The 17,012-nt window shown below is 73.0% G+C and carries 10 protein-coding genes; 9 read left to right on the forward strand and 1 reads right to left on the reverse strand.

The genetic code is table 11. The features are described 5' to 3' along the window. Positions 1 to 115 precede the first annotated feature (115 nt). From JF597_RS12880 to JF597_RS12895, 4 genes are all read left to right on the forward strand, one after another. The gene (locus tag JF597_RS12880) at positions 116 to 811 is read left to right on the forward strand and encodes a GntR family transcriptional regulator (RefSeq protein ID WP_293993341.1); all 696 of its coding nucleotides are present in this window, start codon (positions 116 to 118) and stop codon (positions 809 to 811) included. Between the two features lie 180 nt (positions 812 to 991). Continuing rightward, complete coding sequence (locus JF597_RS12885) at positions 992 to 2,521, forward strand: hypothetical protein (RefSeq protein ID WP_293993342.1); 1,530 nt, start codon at positions 992 to 994, stop codon at positions 2,519 to 2,521. Positions 2,522 to 2,654: 133 nt separating this feature from the next. After that, positions 2,655 to 3,524 carry a hypothetical protein gene (locus JF597_RS12890; protein ID WP_293993343.1) on the forward strand — a complete coding sequence of 290 codons (870 nt, stop codon included), beginning with the start codon at positions 2,655 to 2,657 and terminating at the stop codon, positions 3,522 to 3,524. 63 nt (positions 3,525 to 3,587) lie between these two features. Continuing rightward, positions 3,588 to 8,198, forward strand: coding sequence for a hypothetical protein (locus tag JF597_RS12895; RefSeq protein ID WP_293993344.1), 4,611 nt, complete (start codon positions 3,588 to 3,590; stop codon positions 8,196 to 8,198). Between the two features lie 31 nt (positions 8,199 to 8,229). Here the strand turns inward: JF597_RS12895 and JF597_RS12900 are convergent, their stop codons facing one another. Continuing rightward, complete coding sequence (locus tag JF597_RS12900; protein WP_293993345.1) at positions 8,230 to 8,700, reverse strand: hypothetical protein; 471 nt, start codon at positions 8,698 to 8,700, stop codon at positions 8,230 to 8,232. 442 nt (positions 8,701 to 9,142) lie between these two features. On the opposite strand from JF597_RS12900, the gene JF597_RS12905 reads away from it, so the two are divergent. From JF597_RS12905 to JF597_RS12925, 5 genes are read left to right on the forward strand one after another with little or no spacing between them, the layout of a single operon-like run. Then, a complete protein-coding gene (locus tag JF597_RS12905; RefSeq protein ID WP_293993346.1) occupies positions 9,143 to 11,899 on the forward strand; it encodes a nitrate- and nitrite sensing domain-containing protein in 2,757 nt (918 codons plus the stop codon). Then, the gene (locus tag JF597_RS12910; RefSeq protein WP_293993347.1) at positions 11,896 to 12,330 is read left to right on the forward strand and encodes a roadblock/LC7 domain-containing protein; all 435 of its coding nucleotides are present in this window, start codon (positions 11,896 to 11,898) and stop codon (positions 12,328 to 12,330) included. Before JF597_RS12905 ends, JF597_RS12910 begins: the two co-directional genes overlap by 4 nt. Positions 12,331 to 12,339: 9 nt before the next feature. Next, positions 12,340 to 12,735, forward strand: coding sequence for a DUF742 domain-containing protein (locus JF597_RS12915; protein WP_293993348.1), 396 nt, complete (start codon positions 12,340 to 12,342; stop codon positions 12,733 to 12,735). Between the two features lie 24 nt (positions 12,736 to 12,759). Further along, on the forward strand, positions 12,760 to 16,395 hold the full coding sequence (locus JF597_RS12920) for a hydantoinase B/oxoprolinase family protein (protein ID WP_293993349.1): 3,636 nt from the start codon (positions 12,760 to 12,762) through the stop codon (positions 16,393 to 16,395). Next, complete coding sequence (locus JF597_RS12925) at positions 16,376 to 16,981, forward strand: ATP/GTP-binding protein (RefSeq protein WP_293993350.1); 606 nt, start codon at positions 16,376 to 16,378, stop codon at positions 16,979 to 16,981. The genes JF597_RS12920 and JF597_RS12925 overlap by 20 nt, the downstream gene beginning before the upstream one ends. Positions 16,982 to 17,012: the final 31 nt, after the last annotated feature.

Below are 17,012 nucleotides of genomic sequence, written 5' to 3' on the forward strand. Positions count from 1 at the left end.
GGGCGGCCCACCGAGGGGCGTCGTACGGTGAGCGTGATGAGCACCGTAGAGGATCGTTCAACGATCCTTCAATACCCGCGTTGTTTCGTTCCTGTGTCTGCGGTTGAATTCCGTCATGGCAGAGCAGCTGACGGGACTGGCCGACGACCGCGCCCTCCTCGGGCGGACCAGCACCGCGGAACGGGTCTCCGACATCCTCAGGAGCCGCATCGCGGACGGTTACTTCCCGCCAGGCACCCGCCTGTCGGAGGACGGCATCGGCGGCGCGCTCGGCGTCTCCCGCAACACCCTGCGCGAGGCGTTCCGCCTGCTCACCCACGAACGCCTGCTGGTCCACGAACTCAACCGGGGCGTCTTCGTCCGGGTTCTGACCGTGGAGGACGTCGAGGACATCTACCGCACCCGCGCCCTCGTCGAGTGCGCGGTCGTACGCGGCCTCGGTGACCCGCCGTACGCCCTGGAGAGCCTGTCGGCGGCAGTCGCCGAGGGGCAGTCGGCGGCCACCGCGGATGACTGGAAAGCAGTGGGTACGGCCAACATCCACTTCCACCGGGAACTGGTCGCCCTGGCCGCCAGCGAACGCACCGACGAACTGATGCGCAGCGTCTTCGCGGAACTCCGCCTCGCCTTCCACGTGGCCGACGACCCCCACGCCCTGCACGAGCCGTACCTGGCCCGCAACCGGGAGATCCTGGAATCGCTGGAACGCGGCGACAGGCGCGCCGCCGAGCGGCTCCTGGAGACGTATCTCACGGACTCCCTGGAACGGGTGGTCGAGGTCTACCGCCGCCGCGTCGACAGCACCTCGTAGGCTGCAGCGCCCCTTCAGGGGCGCTGGGGGTACCCCCCGGCCGAAGGCTGGGGGAGGAACTGCGCGAGCGGCCCCCGCCAGCCCGCACGCTGACAACCGCCCTGCAGTACCCGGCCCCACCGGCGGAGCCGCTCCGCGTCGTTTGGGCCGATGTCGGACCCAGGACCTAGTCTGTGCACCGTGACTTCGCCTGCATCGACGGACAGCGTTCCGCCCCAGCTCAGCGCGGGGCCGCGCCCGGCACCGGGCCCGGCCGCCGACGAGGGGCTGGCGCGGCGGCTGCGCGCGCTCGCCTGCACGGCGCCGCTGCACGACCTCGACGCACGCAAGGCGAACCTGGCCGGCGAGTACTCGGTGTACGGCATGGCCGAGGTGGCCCTCTCCGCCATCGACCTGGTCACCCTGAACATGGACTTCGACACCGGTGCCGACCACGAGCAGATCGTCGCCCGGCTGATCCCGCGCATCTCCGCCCAGGCCCCGCACCGCCCCGTCGCCGAGCACGAGCGCGTGGCCCGCTGGATCCTGGAGAACCTGATCAACGTCGGCAGCGTCGACCGCGGCTTCCGCGCGGTGTACGGCACCTTCGCGCCGGACGGCTCGTACGTCCGCCGGGACTACGACTTCAAGCTCATCGAGGAGGTGCCCGGCCCGGGCGGCACGGTGTACCTCCGGACCACCGACGAGGCGGTCAACGTCCTCGTCGGCGCCCTCGACACGGATGTCACCAGCGCCCAGATCGCGGCCGAGGTGAAGCTGGAGGTGCTGATCAACCGCGGCCGGCTCGCCGACGCCCAACTCGCCGCGGAGCAGGCCCGCTACCGGACCGTGCAGTACTCGGAGAGCCTGCGCCGGGCCCTGGAGGCCACCCGGCGCAACGTCCGCGCGGTGGACTGGCTCAACGCCGTCCCCGACATGATCGCCGAGGCCCTGGACCACGTCGCCGACCGGTACCGGCACGAGAACGCGATCCTCACCAACATCCGCAAGGCCCGCGACGAGACCGAGGAGCCCGAGAACAAGCGGCGCGCCGCCGAGCTCGTCGACATCGTCAAGGACTGCATCCGCCGGCACACCCAGTTGCAGTCACGGCTGCTGGAGGCGGGGCCGCTGTTCCGTGCGGAGCAGGACCGGCAGGCGTTCGCGACGCCCATGACGACGTCGGGGACGGACCTGTACGGGCACCTCCTCGCGCCGCTGCTCCCGTTGCCGCTGGAGCAGGCGGGCCGGGTCACGGGGGCGTTCTTCGCGCGTGGGACCGGGCTGCGGACGCCGGTGTCGGTGCGGGTCGGCGACCTCGTCGACATACTGCTGACGCCGCCGGTGGAGCGGGAGCACCTGGGTGCGGAGATGCCGGAGCCGGACCTCGTCGCCACGCCGGACGACAGCCGGTTCAGCGAGAATCAGCTGGCGGACGCCATGCGGCTGCTGGACCTTCCGGCCGACGCGCCTCGGCGCTTGTCCGGGCTGCTGGCGGAGGCACGGCGCGTGGGCGGCGAGGAGCTGGCCTACCTGGTCGCCTTGCTGGCGGTGCACGCCGCGAGCCCGGCCGTGGGCACGGCCTACCGGCAGGGCGAGGAGAAGCTGCTGTTCGCGGTGGACGACGGCACGCAGCTGGACGACCCCGGCTTCGGCGGTGCCGATCTCATCGTCGGGACGGCCTTGCTGGACGCGGTGGGGATGGCTGCGGATCGGACCGAGGCCGCGTGATGTCGTGTGCCGGGTGCGGACCGGTGGGGGCTGATCGCGCAGTTCCTCCCCCAGCCTTCGGCCGGGGGTACCCCCAGCGCCCAGAAGGGGCGCTTGCGCAGGCCTCTGTTTTCAAGATCGAGGAGTTGTAGTCGTGAGCGAGTACGTCGAGGTCGAGGTGTCTGCTGGGGCGGCGCCCGCCGCCGTCACGCCCGCCGATGCCGCCGACGCCGCTCGGCTCGTCGCCTTCGGGTTGCAGCCCAAGCTGCAGCCCGCGCGTGATCAGGAGTACACCGAGCTGCTGCGGCGCTACCGGGAGGACCCGCCATTCGCGCGGCTCGCCGATGCCGTGGCCGCCGGGCTCGGGCTGGTGGTCCTCGAGGTGTCGCCCCGCGCGGGCATGGCCGTGGCCGCCGCAGAGGACTCGGTGTTCGCCGTGCGCATGGGCGACTACGCGCGCCGTACGTCCGCGGACGGCAGCGACCGGTTCCTGCACGGCCTCGCCCACCTCGCCGTCGCCGCGCTGGCGTTCCCGCGCCCCGAGGACCTGGCCGACGACGGCTACATCGGGCGGATCACGGTCAACGGCGTCGACGCCTTCGTCCGGCAGGCCTGCCGGCGGCTGGAGGAGCGGGCCGAGGAGGCGGGGGAGAACACCGACCCGGCCACCGACGCGCCCGGCCTGGAGGCCGCCTGGCGGATCTGGGCCAGACGCAGCGCGACCGGCGCCACCAAGGACGCCCGCCGGCTGGCCGGTTCCACCACCGGCATCATCGGCAAGGCGGTCGCCTTCCTCACCGACTCCGGGTTCCTCCAGCGCACCGGCGACGACCAGGGCGGCACGTACCGCACGACGGCCCGCTACCAGCTCCAGGTGCGGGACCTGGCCGGCAGCGCCGCCATGGCCGAGCTGCTGGAGCTCGGCGTCGTCCCGGTCACGGACGGCACGGCCAGCCTGCTGCCCGCCGACGCCACCGAGGACCTGGACCTGGTCGCCGACGCCGGTCTGCCGTTCCACTCCTGAGCCGTTCCCGAAGCCCTTTCCGGGCCGTCACCACCGCCTTCCCACGTCTTACGAGAGTCCGCCATGTACGAGCTGTCCCGGGTCCGCCTCTACTCCATCGGGCCCGCCGGTGCGCGCTACGCCGACACCGTGCTGGACCTGCGCGGTGTCGGGGAGCCCGTGCCCGATCCCGCCCCCACCCAGGCGGAGTTCTTCGAGGAGGAGCCGGTCGGGCCGCCGCGCCGGCCCGCGCCCGCAGGCGTCCTCTTCCTGGAGAACGGCGGCGGCAAGTCGGTGCTGCTCAAGCTGATCTTCTCGGTGATGCTGCCAGGGCACCGGAACACCCTCGGTGGGGCGAGCTCGGGCGTGCTGCGCAAGTTCCTGCTCGCCGACGACTGCGGCCATGTCGCCCTGGAGTGGCAGCACACGCTCACCGGCGAGTGCGTGGTCGTCGGCAAGGCGAGCGAGTGGCGGGGGCGGCAGGTCTCCAACGACCCGCGGAAGTTCGCCGAGGCCTGGTACTCGTTCCGGCCCGGCCCGGGGCTGTCGCTGGACAATCTGCCGGTCGCCGAGTCCACCGCCGTCCGGCAGCCCGTGGAGGGCACCTCGGGGGCACAGGGGCGACGGCGCACCATGAAGGGCTTCCGGGACGCCATCACCGAGGCGGGCAAGGCGTACCCGCACCTGGACGTGTACTGGGAGGAGATCCACGACCGCTGGATCGAGCACCTCGGCGACCTGGGCCTCGACCCCGAACTCTTCCGCTACCAGCGCGAGATGAACGCCGACGAGGGCGAGGCCGCAGGCCTGTTCGCGGTGAAGAAGGACTCGGACTTCACCGACCTGCTGCTGCGGGCCGTGACCGACACCAGGGACACCGACGGACTCGCCGACCTGGTCGGCGGCTTCGGCAACAAACTCGGGCGGCGCGCCGAGCTGATCGCCGAACGGGACTTCACCGCCGGGTCGGTGGACCTGCTGGGGCGGATCGTGGAGGCCGCGGAGGCCCGGTCACGCGCGCGTGACATCCACGCGGGCGCCGAACGCCGTACGCGTACGCTGGCGCGCCGGCTGTCCGCGCGGGGCGTGCAGGAGCGGGTGCGCGCCGCCGACCTCGCCCAGCGGGTCACGGCCGCCGCCTACGCCGTCACGCACTCCGACGGCGCCCGCGAGCGCAGCGCGCTGATCGCCGCCGAACTCGCCTACCGGCACGCCTCCCTGGCGCTCGCCGTCGGCGAGAAGTCCGCCGCCGCGCAGAAGCGCGAGCTGGCCGACGCACGCACCCTGCACGCGGCCTGGCAGGCCGCCGAAGCCGTGCTCCGCCACCGCACGGCCACCGACCGGGTCGCGCGCGTGGCCGCCGCCATCCAGGAGGCCGAGCGGGACGCGGCGCCCGCGCTCGCCGCCCGTGCCAAGGCCGCCGCCGCACTCGTGCGGGCCCTGCACGGGGCCGCCGAGCGTGCCGAGAGCCTCGCCAACGAGGAGGAGGAGCGGTCCGCCGCGCTCCAGGGGGTCAGCGACCGCGCGTACCGGGACTCGACCTCCGCCGCCACCGAGGCACAGCGCGCCCGCAGCGAGGCGGGGCACCTCAGGCAGCGGCTCGGCGAGGTCGAGCAGGAGACCGCCGAGGCGGTCCGCGCGGGCTGGCTCGACGACAGCGCCCCGGACGCCGACCCGGCCCGCGCCGCCCTCGCGGCGAGCGACGCCGAGAAGACGGCCGTGGCCGCCTGGGACACCGCCCGTGAGGCCTCCCGCCGAGCGAGCGAGCACGCGCGCGAGGCGGCCGCCGCCGAGTCCCGCGCCGAACTCACCGCCGCCCGCGCCGCGGACGCCGCGACAGCGGCCGAGCGGACCTACGACGCCGAGAAACGCCTGGCCGAGAGTCTCGCGGCGGAGGAGCGACTCACCGAGCTGCTGGGCCTCACCGGCTCCCGTCCCGCCATTCCGCGGCCCCGCCACGAGGGCGGCGACGACACCCTCACGCCCCTCGTGCCCGAGGAACTCGACCGGTTCGCGGACGAGTTGCGGGAGCTGCTCGACGACGCCGTGGGGTCCGCCGAGCGGCACCTGTTCGAGCTGCGGACCGCCGCCGCCGACGACTCCCGGATCCTCGGCGCCCTCGGCGACGGCGGACTGCTGCCGCCCGGCCCCGACGTGCTGGCCACCGTCGAGTTCCTCGGCGAGCACGGCATCCCCGCACTGCCCGGCTGGCGCTACCTAGCCCAGGCCGTCGACCCCGCCGACCACGCGCGTGTGCTGGCCGCCCGTCCCGAACTCGTCGACGGTGTCGTCATCACCGACCCCGACACGCACGCCCGCGCCCGCGAGGCGCTCAGCGAGGCGGCCCTGCTGCCCCGCTCCGCCGTGGCCGTCGGCACCGCCGCCGCCCTGCTCGCGCCCACCCCGGCCGCGGACGCCACCCCGGGCGACGTGTTCCTCGTACCGCCGAACCCGGCCATGCACGACGAGCACGCCGCCGACGAGGAGCGGCAGGCGCTGCGCGCGCGGGCCACCGAGCGGGACGAGGAGATCCGCACCCTCGCCGCGCGGCTCGGCAAGGACCGCGAACTGGCCGCGCGGCTCGCCTCCTGGCGCACCGGCTGCCCGGCCGGGCGGCTCGTGGAGCTGGCGCAGGAGGCCCGGGACGCACGGGCGTTCGCCGACGAGTCGGAGGCCGAGCTGACCGAGGCCCGGACCGTGCGGGCCGAGGCCGAGGAGGCCGCCGCCGAGGCCGCGCAGGTGCGCGACGAACGGCAGGAGGCCGCCCAGCGGGCCCGGCGCGCGGCCGACGCCCTCGCCGGCCTCGCGTTCCGGCTGCGCGAGCGGGCCGGCTGGCAGGTCAGGCTGCGCGAACTCGCCGACGAAGCCGCCGAGTCGGAGGCCCGCGCCCAGTCCTGCCTGGAAAGCGCCCGTGTCGCCGACGAGGACCGGCGCGCCGCCCAGCGCGCCGCCGACGACGCCCGCCGCACCGCCCGTGCGCTGCGCGCCGAGCGCTCCGAGATCGCCGGAGCACCCGACGACATCCCCGAGACCGACGAGGACGCCCTCGGGGTCACGTCCCCGCTGCCCGCCCTGCGCGAGGCCTACCGGGCCGCCTCGCAGGTGTACGAGAAGGTCGGTGTCGGCGCCGATCTGCGCGCCGAGCAGGCCCGTGCGGAGAGCGACGAGAGCGCCGCGCTCACGGAGCTGGAGCGGCTGAGCAACAAGGTCCGCACCCGGGCGGAGCAGCTGCTGCAGTCGCCCGACGGCTCCGACGGGCCCTCCCGGCAGGCCGCCGCCGCCCGCGCGGAGGAACTGATGCAGCTCCTGGAGACCCGCATGTCCACCGCGAGCGAGCAGCTCGGGCGGCTCCGCGGCGAGGCCGAGCGGCACGCCCCCGAGGACGGCGAGGCGCACACCGAACTGCCCGAGGAGCTCCAGCCGCGCGACGCCGAGCACGCCCAGGCACTCCTGCGCACCGCGACGGCCGAACTCGCTGCGCGCACCGAGGCGCTGGCCCAGGCCCGGGAGGCGCACGCCGAACTGCTGGACACCCACCGCGCGGCCGAGGACGCGGCGGGCGGCTTCGAGGAGATCGCCGCCATGCTCCGCGACCTGCTGCGCGAGCACACCGCCGACGAGGAACAGGAGGAGCCCGAGCCGTACCCCGGCAGCCTGGAGGAAGCCCGGCAGTCCGCCGCCGAGGCCCGCAGGTCGCTGCGCGGCTGCGCCGGTGACCTGTCCGCCGCCGAGTCCGCCGTCCGTGAGGCGAGCGACGTCCTCGTACGGCACGCCAACGCCACCCGGTACGAGGCGGTGCGGACCCCCGCGCGTCAGCAGATCCGGGAACTGCCCGCCTCCGCCCTGCCCGAGCACGCCCAGAAGTGGGCGGACGCCTTCGCGCCGCGGCTGCGCGTGCTGACCGACGAACTGGCCCAGCTGGAGCGGAACCGGGACTCGATCGTGGACCGGCTGCGAGGGCTCGTCGAGTCCGCGCTGGCCACCCTGCGCTCAGCCCAGCGGCTCTCCCGGCTGCCTGAGGGGCTCGGCGAGTGGTCCGGGCAGGAGTTCCTCCGCATCCGCTTCGAGGAGCCCGACCAGGCCACGCTCACCGAGCGGCTCGGCGAGGTCGTCGACGAGGCGACCCGGGCCGCCGTGAAGAAGAACTCCGATCTCCGGCGGGACGGAATGTCCTTGCTGCTGCGCGGAGTCGCGGCCGCTCTTCAGCCGAAGGGCGTCGCCGTGGAGATCCTCAAGCCGGACGCGGTACTGCGCGCCGAGCGGGTGCCGGTGGGGCAGATGGGGGACGTGTTCTCCGGCGGACAGCTGCTGACCGCCGCCATCGCCCTGTACTGCACGATGGCCGCACTGCGCTCCAACGACCGGGGGCGGGACAAGCACCGGCACGCGGGGACGCTGTTCCTCGACAACCCCATCGGGCGCGCCAACGCGACGTACCTGCTGGAGCTCCAGCGGGCCGTGTCGGACGCGCTGGGCGTGCAACTGCTGTACACGACCGGGCTCTTCGACACCACGGCACTGGCCGAGTTCCCGCTGGTCATCCGGTTGCGGAACGACGCGGACCTGCGGGCCGGCCTCAAGTACATCAGTGTGGAGGAACATCTCCGGCCCGGGCTGCCTCAGCAGCCGCAGGCGGGAGAGGCCGTGCACAGCGAGATCACCGCCACGCGGATGTTCAGGAAGCCGTCAGCCTGACGGACGATCCCCGTACGGACCGGGGCGCGCCTCAGGGGTGCGTCAGCTGCCCCGCCTGGCCGCCCCGCCGCCGTATCCGCTCCTGTTCGCGCTCGGCGGCCCGCTGCTGCCGCCTGGCCGCGCGCCGCTCCCGGCGGAGGGTGCGGGCCGTGCTGCTCGGCTCCGAGACCACGCCGTGGCGCTGGCTCCACACCTGACGGGTCACCAGGACGTCGACCGCGCTCCAGGTGGCCACCACCGTGCTCACCACGCTGCTGATCACCATGGGGAACGCCAGCCAGGACTCCGCCATCGTGCAGAAGAACGCCACCATGGCCAGGATCAGCGTGACAGCGATGATGATCACCGACCGCACCGCCGCCGTCCGCACCGGATCCGGCATCCGGTACCGCTTGGCCGGCTCCTCGATCCACAACGTCCGGTACTGCGCCTGCTGTTGCCGCACCGTCGAGTGCGTCGCCGCGCCGTCCTCCGACACCGCCAGCCGCTCAGCCGTCCCCATCAACGTGTCACTCCCCACCGCCGGCAAGCCCTCGCACCGGTGTCCGACGACCCCGGCTCCCCAGTGGCTGCCCGGCTTGCGCTGTTTTACGCTGCCCGGACGAGAGATGCGGCTCCTGTGGCCGAATCCGCACTCATCACCTGTCTACAAGGACGAACGAACTCGCCCGATGATTCCCAACCAGGGAAAAATTCCGGCCAACTGATCCTTCGTGGCGTTCCCGCCCCACTCGCGTGAAGTCGACTGAAGTCGACGCGATCGCGGTGGCAATCTCCCGCAATGCCCGGACAACTCGTCCCATCCGTCCGTCATGTCCGTTCGTCGGGGCGGAAGTTCACCGTCCGGACAGTTCTTCGAGTTATCCCTGTGACGGTAGTAGGCTCGCGCCGTTTGTTGACGTACATGTGTACCCCCACCCGAGGGGGTCGAGCTGGGGGAGGCCATGCGCTTTCGCGGGAAGTCCATCCGCCGGAAGATCGTGGCGCTGCTCCTCGTGCCGCTGGTGTCCCTGACGGCCGTCTGGGGATTCGCGGCCGTGCTCACGGGACGCGAGGTCACCCACCTGTTCGAGGTGTCGGCGATCGTCGAGGACATCGGCTACCCCACCGAGGACGCGGTCCGCGCCCTCCAGCAGGAACGCCGGCAGACCCTGGTCTACCTCGCCGACCCGCGCGCCTCCGACGCGCTCGCCGCCCTGAACCGCACACGCACCGCCACCGACGAGACCGTGGCGAGGCTCCGCAAGAACGCCGGGGAACAGCACGTACGCGACGGCCTGGACGCGGACGACAGCGACCGCCTCACCGCCGAACTCGACGGGCTCGACGGCATCGCCCCCCTGCGCCGCAGCGTCGAGCAGGGCACCGTGGACCGCGCCCAGGCACTGAGCCTCTACAACGCCGTCGTCGAGCCCTGCTACGCGCTGCTCGGCTCCCTCGACGGAATCGACGACGTCGAGGTGGACAAGCAGGCCCGCGCCCTCGTCAACATCGCCCGGGCCCGTGAGCTCGTCTCCCGCGAGGACGCCCTGCTCGGCTCCGCCCTCGTGGTCGGGAAGGTCACCTCCCAGGAGACCCGCGAGATCTCCGACCTCATCGCCCAGCGCACCCTCCTCTACGACATCAGCCTCCCGCTGCTGCCGGCCGGCGAACGCGACCGCTTCGACCGCTTCTGGAGGGGCGCCACCACCGCCCCGCTGCTGGCCGCCGAGAAGTCCGTCCTCGCCGCCGGGTCCGGCATGCCGAACGACGTCAGCGCCAAGAGCTGGGACGCCACCGCGGGCACGGTGCTGGACGAACTGCGCACCCTCGACGACCAGGTCGGCGACCGCTTCCAGGACCGCGTCCGGCCCGTCTCCGTCACCGTGATCGTCCAGGCGGCCGTCGTCGGCGTCCTCGGCCTGGTCGCCGTGGTGTTCTCGCTGGTCGTGTCGGTCCGCGTCGGCCGCAGCCTCATCCGCGACCTGCGGGCGCTCGGCCAGGAGGCGCACGAGGCCTCCGGGGTCCGGCTGCCGAGCGTGATGCGCCGGCTGTCCGCGGGCGAACAGGTCGACGTGGAGACCGAGGTCCCGCGCCTGGAGTACGACAGGAACGAGATCGGCGAGGTCGGCCAGGCCCTCAACACCCTGCAGCGCGCCGCCGTCGAGGCCGCCGTCAAGCAGGCCGAGCTGCGCGCCGGCGTCTCCGAGGTCTTCGTCAACCTCGCCCGCCGCAGCCAGGTCCTGCTGCACAAGCAGCTCACCCTGCTCGACACCATGGAGCGCAGGACCGAGGACACCGACGAACTCGCCGACCTCTTCCGGCTCGACCACCTCACCACCCGTATGCGCCGGCACGCCGAGGGCCTGGTCATCCTCTCCGGAGCCGCACCCTCGCGGCAGTGGCGCCGGCCCGTCCAGCTGATGGACGTGGTGCGCGCCGCCGTGGCCGAGGTCGAGGACTACGAGCGCATCGAGGTCCGCCGGCTGCCCCGCGTCGCCGTCACCGGCCCGGCCGTCGCCGACCTCACCCACCTGGTGGCGGAACTCCTGGAGAACGCCACGGTGTTCTCGCCGCCGCACACCGCCGTGCAGGTGCTCGGCGAACGCGTCGCCAACGGCTTCACCCTGGAGATCCACGACCGGGGCCTCGGCATGGCGGCCGAGGCGCTCCTGGACGCCAACCTGCGGCTCGCCGAGACGCCCGAGTTCGAGCTCTCCGACACCGACCGGCTCGGCCTGTTCGTGGTCAGCCGCCTCGCCCAGCGTCAGAACGTCCGTGTCTCCCTCCAGCCGTCCCCCTACGGCGGCACCACCGCCGTCGTCTTCATCCCCGACGTACTGCTGACCGACGACGTCCCCGACACCAACGGCGTCGGCTTCCGCCTCGACCGCGGCCGCCCGGCCCGGGAGGCCGAACCCGAGGAGAGCCGCGCCGCCTCCCTGGACCAGGTGCCGGGGCAGCGGCCCGGACTGCCGGCCGCGCTGCTGGACGGCCCGGTCGAGCTGGAGGCACCCGTCGATCTGGACGCGCTCGACGACTTCCCGGGTGCCCTCACCGACGACGACAGCGAGCGCGGCGGCCTGTTCCGTCCCCGCCGCTCTCTCGCCGACGCCGACGACCCGGCGGCGCCCGCCGTGACCGAACTGCGTCACCCGGCCCGCGAGACCGCCGACCGCTTCGGCGAGGAGCACCCCGGCAGCCCCGTGACACTGCCCGCACGGCGTACGCCCAAGCTGGTCAGCTCGCACGGCAGGCCGGTCCCCGAGCAGCGCTCCCGCCGCGTCGACCCGGAGGAGCGGGACCCGGCCGGTCAGGGCCGCCCCGAACCGGGCGGACTCGCCCCGCTGCCCTCCCGCCGCCGCACCGACCCCTCCGGCCCCCCTGCCCTGCCCCAGCGCACCCGCCGCTCCGCGAGCGCCTCCGGCGGCGGCACCGAAGACTCCGTCCCGCCCCAAGGCAGCACACCCCCGGAGGCCGCGTCCGGCACCCGGCCGCTGCCCAGGCGGGTACGGCAGGCCAACCTGGCCCCACAGCTGCGACAGGAACCCGCATCATCCGCCGCGCGCGAGCCGGAACTGGTCGAGCGTGACGCCGACGAGGTCCGCAGCCGCATGGGCTCGCTCCAGCGCGGCTGGCAGCGCGGCCGAGCGGAGAACGCCGAGGGCGACGGCTCCCGGGACAGCACAGCACAAGGAACGACTAAGGGGGACGGTCGATGACCGATCCGAAGGCGACCGGCCACACGGCGACGAACAAGGGCGAGCTGAACTGGCTGCTGGACGACCTCGTGGACCGGGTCGCCAGCATCCGCAAGGCGGTCGTGCTCTCCGGCGACGGCCTGCCCACCGGCGTCTCCAAGGACCTCACCAGAGAGGACAGCGAGCACCTGGCCGCCGTCGCCTCCGGCTTCCACAGCCTCGCCAAGGGCGTGGGCCGGCACTTCGAGGCGGGCAGTGTCCGGCAGACCGTCGTCGAGCTCGACGACGCCTTCCTGTTCGTCACGGCCGCCGGCGACGGCAGCTGCCTCGCCGTCCTCTCCGACGCCGACTCCGACGTCGGCCAGGTCGCGTACGAGATGACGCTCCTGGTCAAGAGGGTCGGCGTACATCTGGGGTCCGCTCCGCGCACCGATCTGCCCTCGGGCGGGTAGTGGGATGACATGAGCGGAGACGGTCAGGGAAGAAGCCACTGGTTCGACGACGAGGCCGGACCGGTCGTCCGTCCCTACGCCATGACACGCGGCCGCACCACCAGTGCGGGCCAGCACCGGCTCGACCTGATCGCGGTGGTCGTCACCGAGCCGCACGTGGACGACCCGGACGACGACCGGACGCTGTCCCCGGAGCACGTGGACATCGTCGAGCTCTGCCGTGACGCCCCGCAGTCGGTCGCCGAGCTGGCCTCGGAACTCGACCTCCCCATCGGCGTGGTCCGGGTCCTCATCGGCGACCTCGTCGACGGGGAACTCGTCCATGTCAACCGGCCGGTACCCCCGGCCGAGCTGGTGGACGAGAGTATTCTGCGCGACGTGATCAACGGCCTCCGGGCGCTGTGACCGGCGCGGAAGCGGAGTAGTGACGTGACAGGCTGGCAGTTCTGGGTCGACCGTGGCGGTACGTTCACCGACGTCGTCGCACGGCGCCCGGACGGCCGGCTGCTCACCCACAAGCTGCTCTCCGACAACCCCGCCCGGTACGCCGACGCGGCCGTCGCCGCCGTACACGAACTCCTCGACGGCTCCGGCGCCCCCGTCGACGCCGTCCGGATGGGCACCACGGTCGCAACCAACGCGCTTCTCGAACGCAAGGGCGAGCGCACCCTCCTCGTCATCACCCGCGGCTTCCGCGACGCCCTGCGCATCGCGTACCAGAACCGCCCCCGCATCTTCGCCCGCCGCATCGACCTGCCCGAGCTGCTGTACGAACGCGTCGTCGAGGCCGACGAGCGGATCGCCGCCGACGGCACCGTGCTGCGCGCACCTGACCTGGACGCCCTGGCGGGCCCGCTCCGGGAGGCCTACGACGACGGGATCCGCGCGGTCGCCGTCGTCTGCATGCACAGCCACCTCCACCCCGCCCACGAGCGGGCGATCGGTGAGCTGGCCGCCTCGACCGGCTTCCCGCAGATCTCGCTGTCCAGCGAGGTCAGCCCGCTGATGAAGCTCGTCCCGCGCGGCGACACCGCCGTCGTCGACGCCTACCTGTCGCCCGTGCTGCGCCGCTACGTCCGCCAGGTCGCCGACGAGCTGGAAGGCGTGCGGCTGATGTTCATGCAGTCCAACGGCGGGCTCGCCGAGGCCGGGCAGTTCCGCGGCAAGGACGCCGTCCTCTCCGGACCGGCCGGCGGGATCGTCGGCATGGCCCGGATGTCGCAGCTCGCCGGCTTCGACCGGGTGATCGGCTTCGACATGGGCGGCACCTCCACCGACGTCTCCCACTTCGCGGGCGGCTACGAACGGGTCTTCACCACACAGATCGCGGGCATCCGGCTGCGCGCCCCCATGCTGGACATCCACACCGTCGCCGCGGGCGGCGGCTCGGTACTCCACTTCGACGGCTCCCGCTACCGCGTCGGCCCGGACTCGGCCGGCGCCGACCCGGGCCCGGCCTGCTACCGGGGCGGCGGCCCGCTGGCCGTCACCGACGCCAACGTCATGCTCGGCCGGATCCAGCCGGCCCACTTCCCCCAGGTCTTCGGGCCGGACGGGGACCAGCCGCTGGACGCCGGCCTCGTCCTCGACCGCTTCACCGGGCTCGCCCGAAAGATCCACGAGCAGACCGGCGACGACCGCACCCCCGAACAGGTCGCCGAGGGCTACCTGAGCATCGCCGTCGCCAACATCGCGGGCGCCGTGAAGCGGATCTCCGTCCAGAAGGGCCACGACGTCACCCGCTACACCCTCACCACCTTCGGCGGGGCCGGCGGGCAGCACGCGTGCATGGTCGCCGACTCGCTCGGCATCCGCACCGTCCTGGTGCCGCCCATGGCGGGGGTCCTGTCCGCGCTCGGCATCGGGCTCGCCGACACGACCGCCATGCGCGAACAGTCCGTCGAGGCGCCCCTGGAGCCCGCCGCCATGGCCGGCATCCGCAAGACCGCCGACGACCTGGAGGCCGCGGCCCGCGGCGAACTCCTCGCCGAGGACGTACCCGAGGACCGCATCGAAGTCACCCGCCGCGCTCAGCTCCGCTACGACGGCACCGACACCACCCTCACCGTCGAGCTCACGGAGCCCGACGCGATGAAACACGCCTTCGAAGAACGTCATCGCGCCACGTACTCCTTCACGCTCGACCGCCCGGTCGTCGTCGAAGCGCTCTCCGTGGAAGCCACCGGCATCACCCGACCCCCCGATCTCTCCGCCCTCGCCCCTTACGAAGGCACCCCCGCCGCCCCGCAGACAGTCCGTCTCCACACCGGCGGCGCCTGGCGGGACGTACCCCTGCACCGCCGCGAGGACCTGCCCCCCGGCGCATCCGTCACCGGCCCGGCGATCATCACCGAGGCCAGTGCCACGACCGTCGTCGACGACGGCTGGCGGGCCGCGACGACCGACGACGGGCATCTGGTCATGGAACGCGCGACGGTCACGCAGAGTTCCGATCTCGACACGGAAGCCGACCCGGTCCTGCTCGAGGTCTTCAACAACCTCTTCATGTCGATCGCCGAGCAGATGGGCGCCCGGCTGGAGTCGACGGCCCAGTCCGTCAACATCAAGGAACGTCTCGACTTCTCCTGCGCCCTGTTCGATCCGGACGGGAACCTGGTGGCCAACGCCCCGCACATCCCCGTCCACCTGGGCTCCATGGGCACCAGCGTCAAGGAGGTCATCCGCCGCCGCGGCACCTCGATGCGCCCCGGCGACACCTACGCCGTCAACGATCCCTATCACGGTGGCACGCACCTGCCCGACGTCACCGTGATCACACCGGTCTTCGCCACGGAGGGTGACCGGATCCTCTTCTACGTCGCCTCCCGCGGCCACCACGCCGAGATCGGTGGCATCGCGCCGGGCTCGATGCCGGCGAACAGCCGCACCATCGACGAGGAGGGCGTCCTCTTCGACAACTGGCTGCTCGCCGAGAACGGCCGCTTCCGGGAGGCCGAGACGCACCGGCTGCTGGCCGAGGCCCGCTACCCCTCCCGCAACATCCCGACCAACCTCGCCGACCTGCGCGCCCAGATCGCCGCCAACCACAAGGGCGTCGACGAAGTCGGCAGCATGATCGAGGAGTTCGGCCTGGACGTCGTCCAGGCCTACATGCGGCACGTCCAGGACAACGCCGAGGAAGCGGTCCGCCGGGTCATCGACGCCCTCGACGACGGTGCGTACGCCTACGAGACCGACTCCGGCGCGGTCATCCGGGTCCGCGTGCGCGTGGACCGCGGCAACCGGCGCGCCACCATCGACTTCAGCGGCACCTCCGCCCAGCTCGCCACCAACTTCAACGCCCCGTTCGCCGTCGTCAACGCGGCCGTGCTGTACGTCTTCCGCACCCTCGTCGCCGACGACATCCCGCTCAACGACGGCTGCCTGCGCCCGCTCGACATCGTTGTGCCGCCCGGTTCGATGCTGGCCCCCGAGCCGCCGGCCGCCGTGGTCGCGGGCAACGTCGAGACCTCGCAGGCCATCACCGGTGCCCTCTACGCGGCGCTCGGCGTCCAGGCCGAGGGCTCCGGGACCATGAACAACGTCACCTTCGGCAACGAACGCCACCAGTACTACGAGACCGTCGCCTCCGGATCCGGAGCCGGCGACGGCTTCTCCGGTGCGAGTGTCGTCCAGACCCACATGACCAACTCCCGGCTCACCGACCCGGAAGTCCTGGAGTGGCGGCTGCCCGTCCGCCTCGACGAGTTCGCCGTACGGACGGGCAGTGGCGGCGCGGGCCGCTGGCACGGCGGGGACGGCGCGGTCCGCCGCGTCCGCTTCCTCGAACCCATGACCGTCTCCACCCTCTCCCAGCACCGCCGTGTGCCGCCGTACGGCATGGCCGGGGGCGAACCCGGGGCGCTCGGCGCCAACCGGGTGGAGCGGGCCGACGGCACGGTCACCGAACTCGGCGGCAGCGACGCCGCGGACGTCGGCCCCGACGACGTACTCGTCGTCGAAACCCCGGGGGGCGGCGGATACGGACGCCCGGCACCCGGCACCCGAACCCCCCAACGACACCAGCAAGCAGGAGAAGAAAACGATGATCTTCGGGCGATCTGAGCGCGGCAAGCCCCCGGTCGAGCCCGTCACGCTCAAGATCCTCGTGGCCGGCGGCTTCGGCGTGGGCAAGACGACCCTGGTCGGCGCGGTCAGCGAGATCCGGCCGCTGCGCACCGAGGAGTTGCTCACCGAGGCCGGGCGACCGGTCGACGACACCTCCGGCGTGGAGGGCAAGCACACCACCACCGTCGCCATGGACTTCGGCCGCATCACCCTGCGCGAGGACCTGGTGCTGTACCTGTTCGGCACGCCCGGGCAGGAGCGGTTCTGGTTCATGTGGGACGAGCTGGCCGAGGGCGCGCTGGGAGCCGTGGTGCTCGCCGACACGCGTCGGCTGGAGGACTGCTTCGCCGCCGTCGACTACTTCGAGCGGCGTTCCATCCCCTTCCTCGTGGGCGTCAACTGTTTCGAGGACGCGGTCCGCTACCCGGTGGAGTCCGTGCGCAAGGCCCTCGACCTCGACGCGGACGTACCGGTCGTGTTCTGCGACGCCCGGGACCGCGAGTCGGTCAAGGAGGTGCTCATCGGCGTGGTCCGGCACGCGATGGCGTACGCGGCGGCCCACCGGCAGGCCGTCACCACGTGAGCGGCGGCGGCACGGCCCGTACCCCCGCCGA

This window comes from Streptomyces sp. (assembly GCF_019510245.1).
GTDB lineage: Bacteria > Actinomycetota > Actinomycetes > Streptomycetales > Streptomycetaceae > Streptomyces.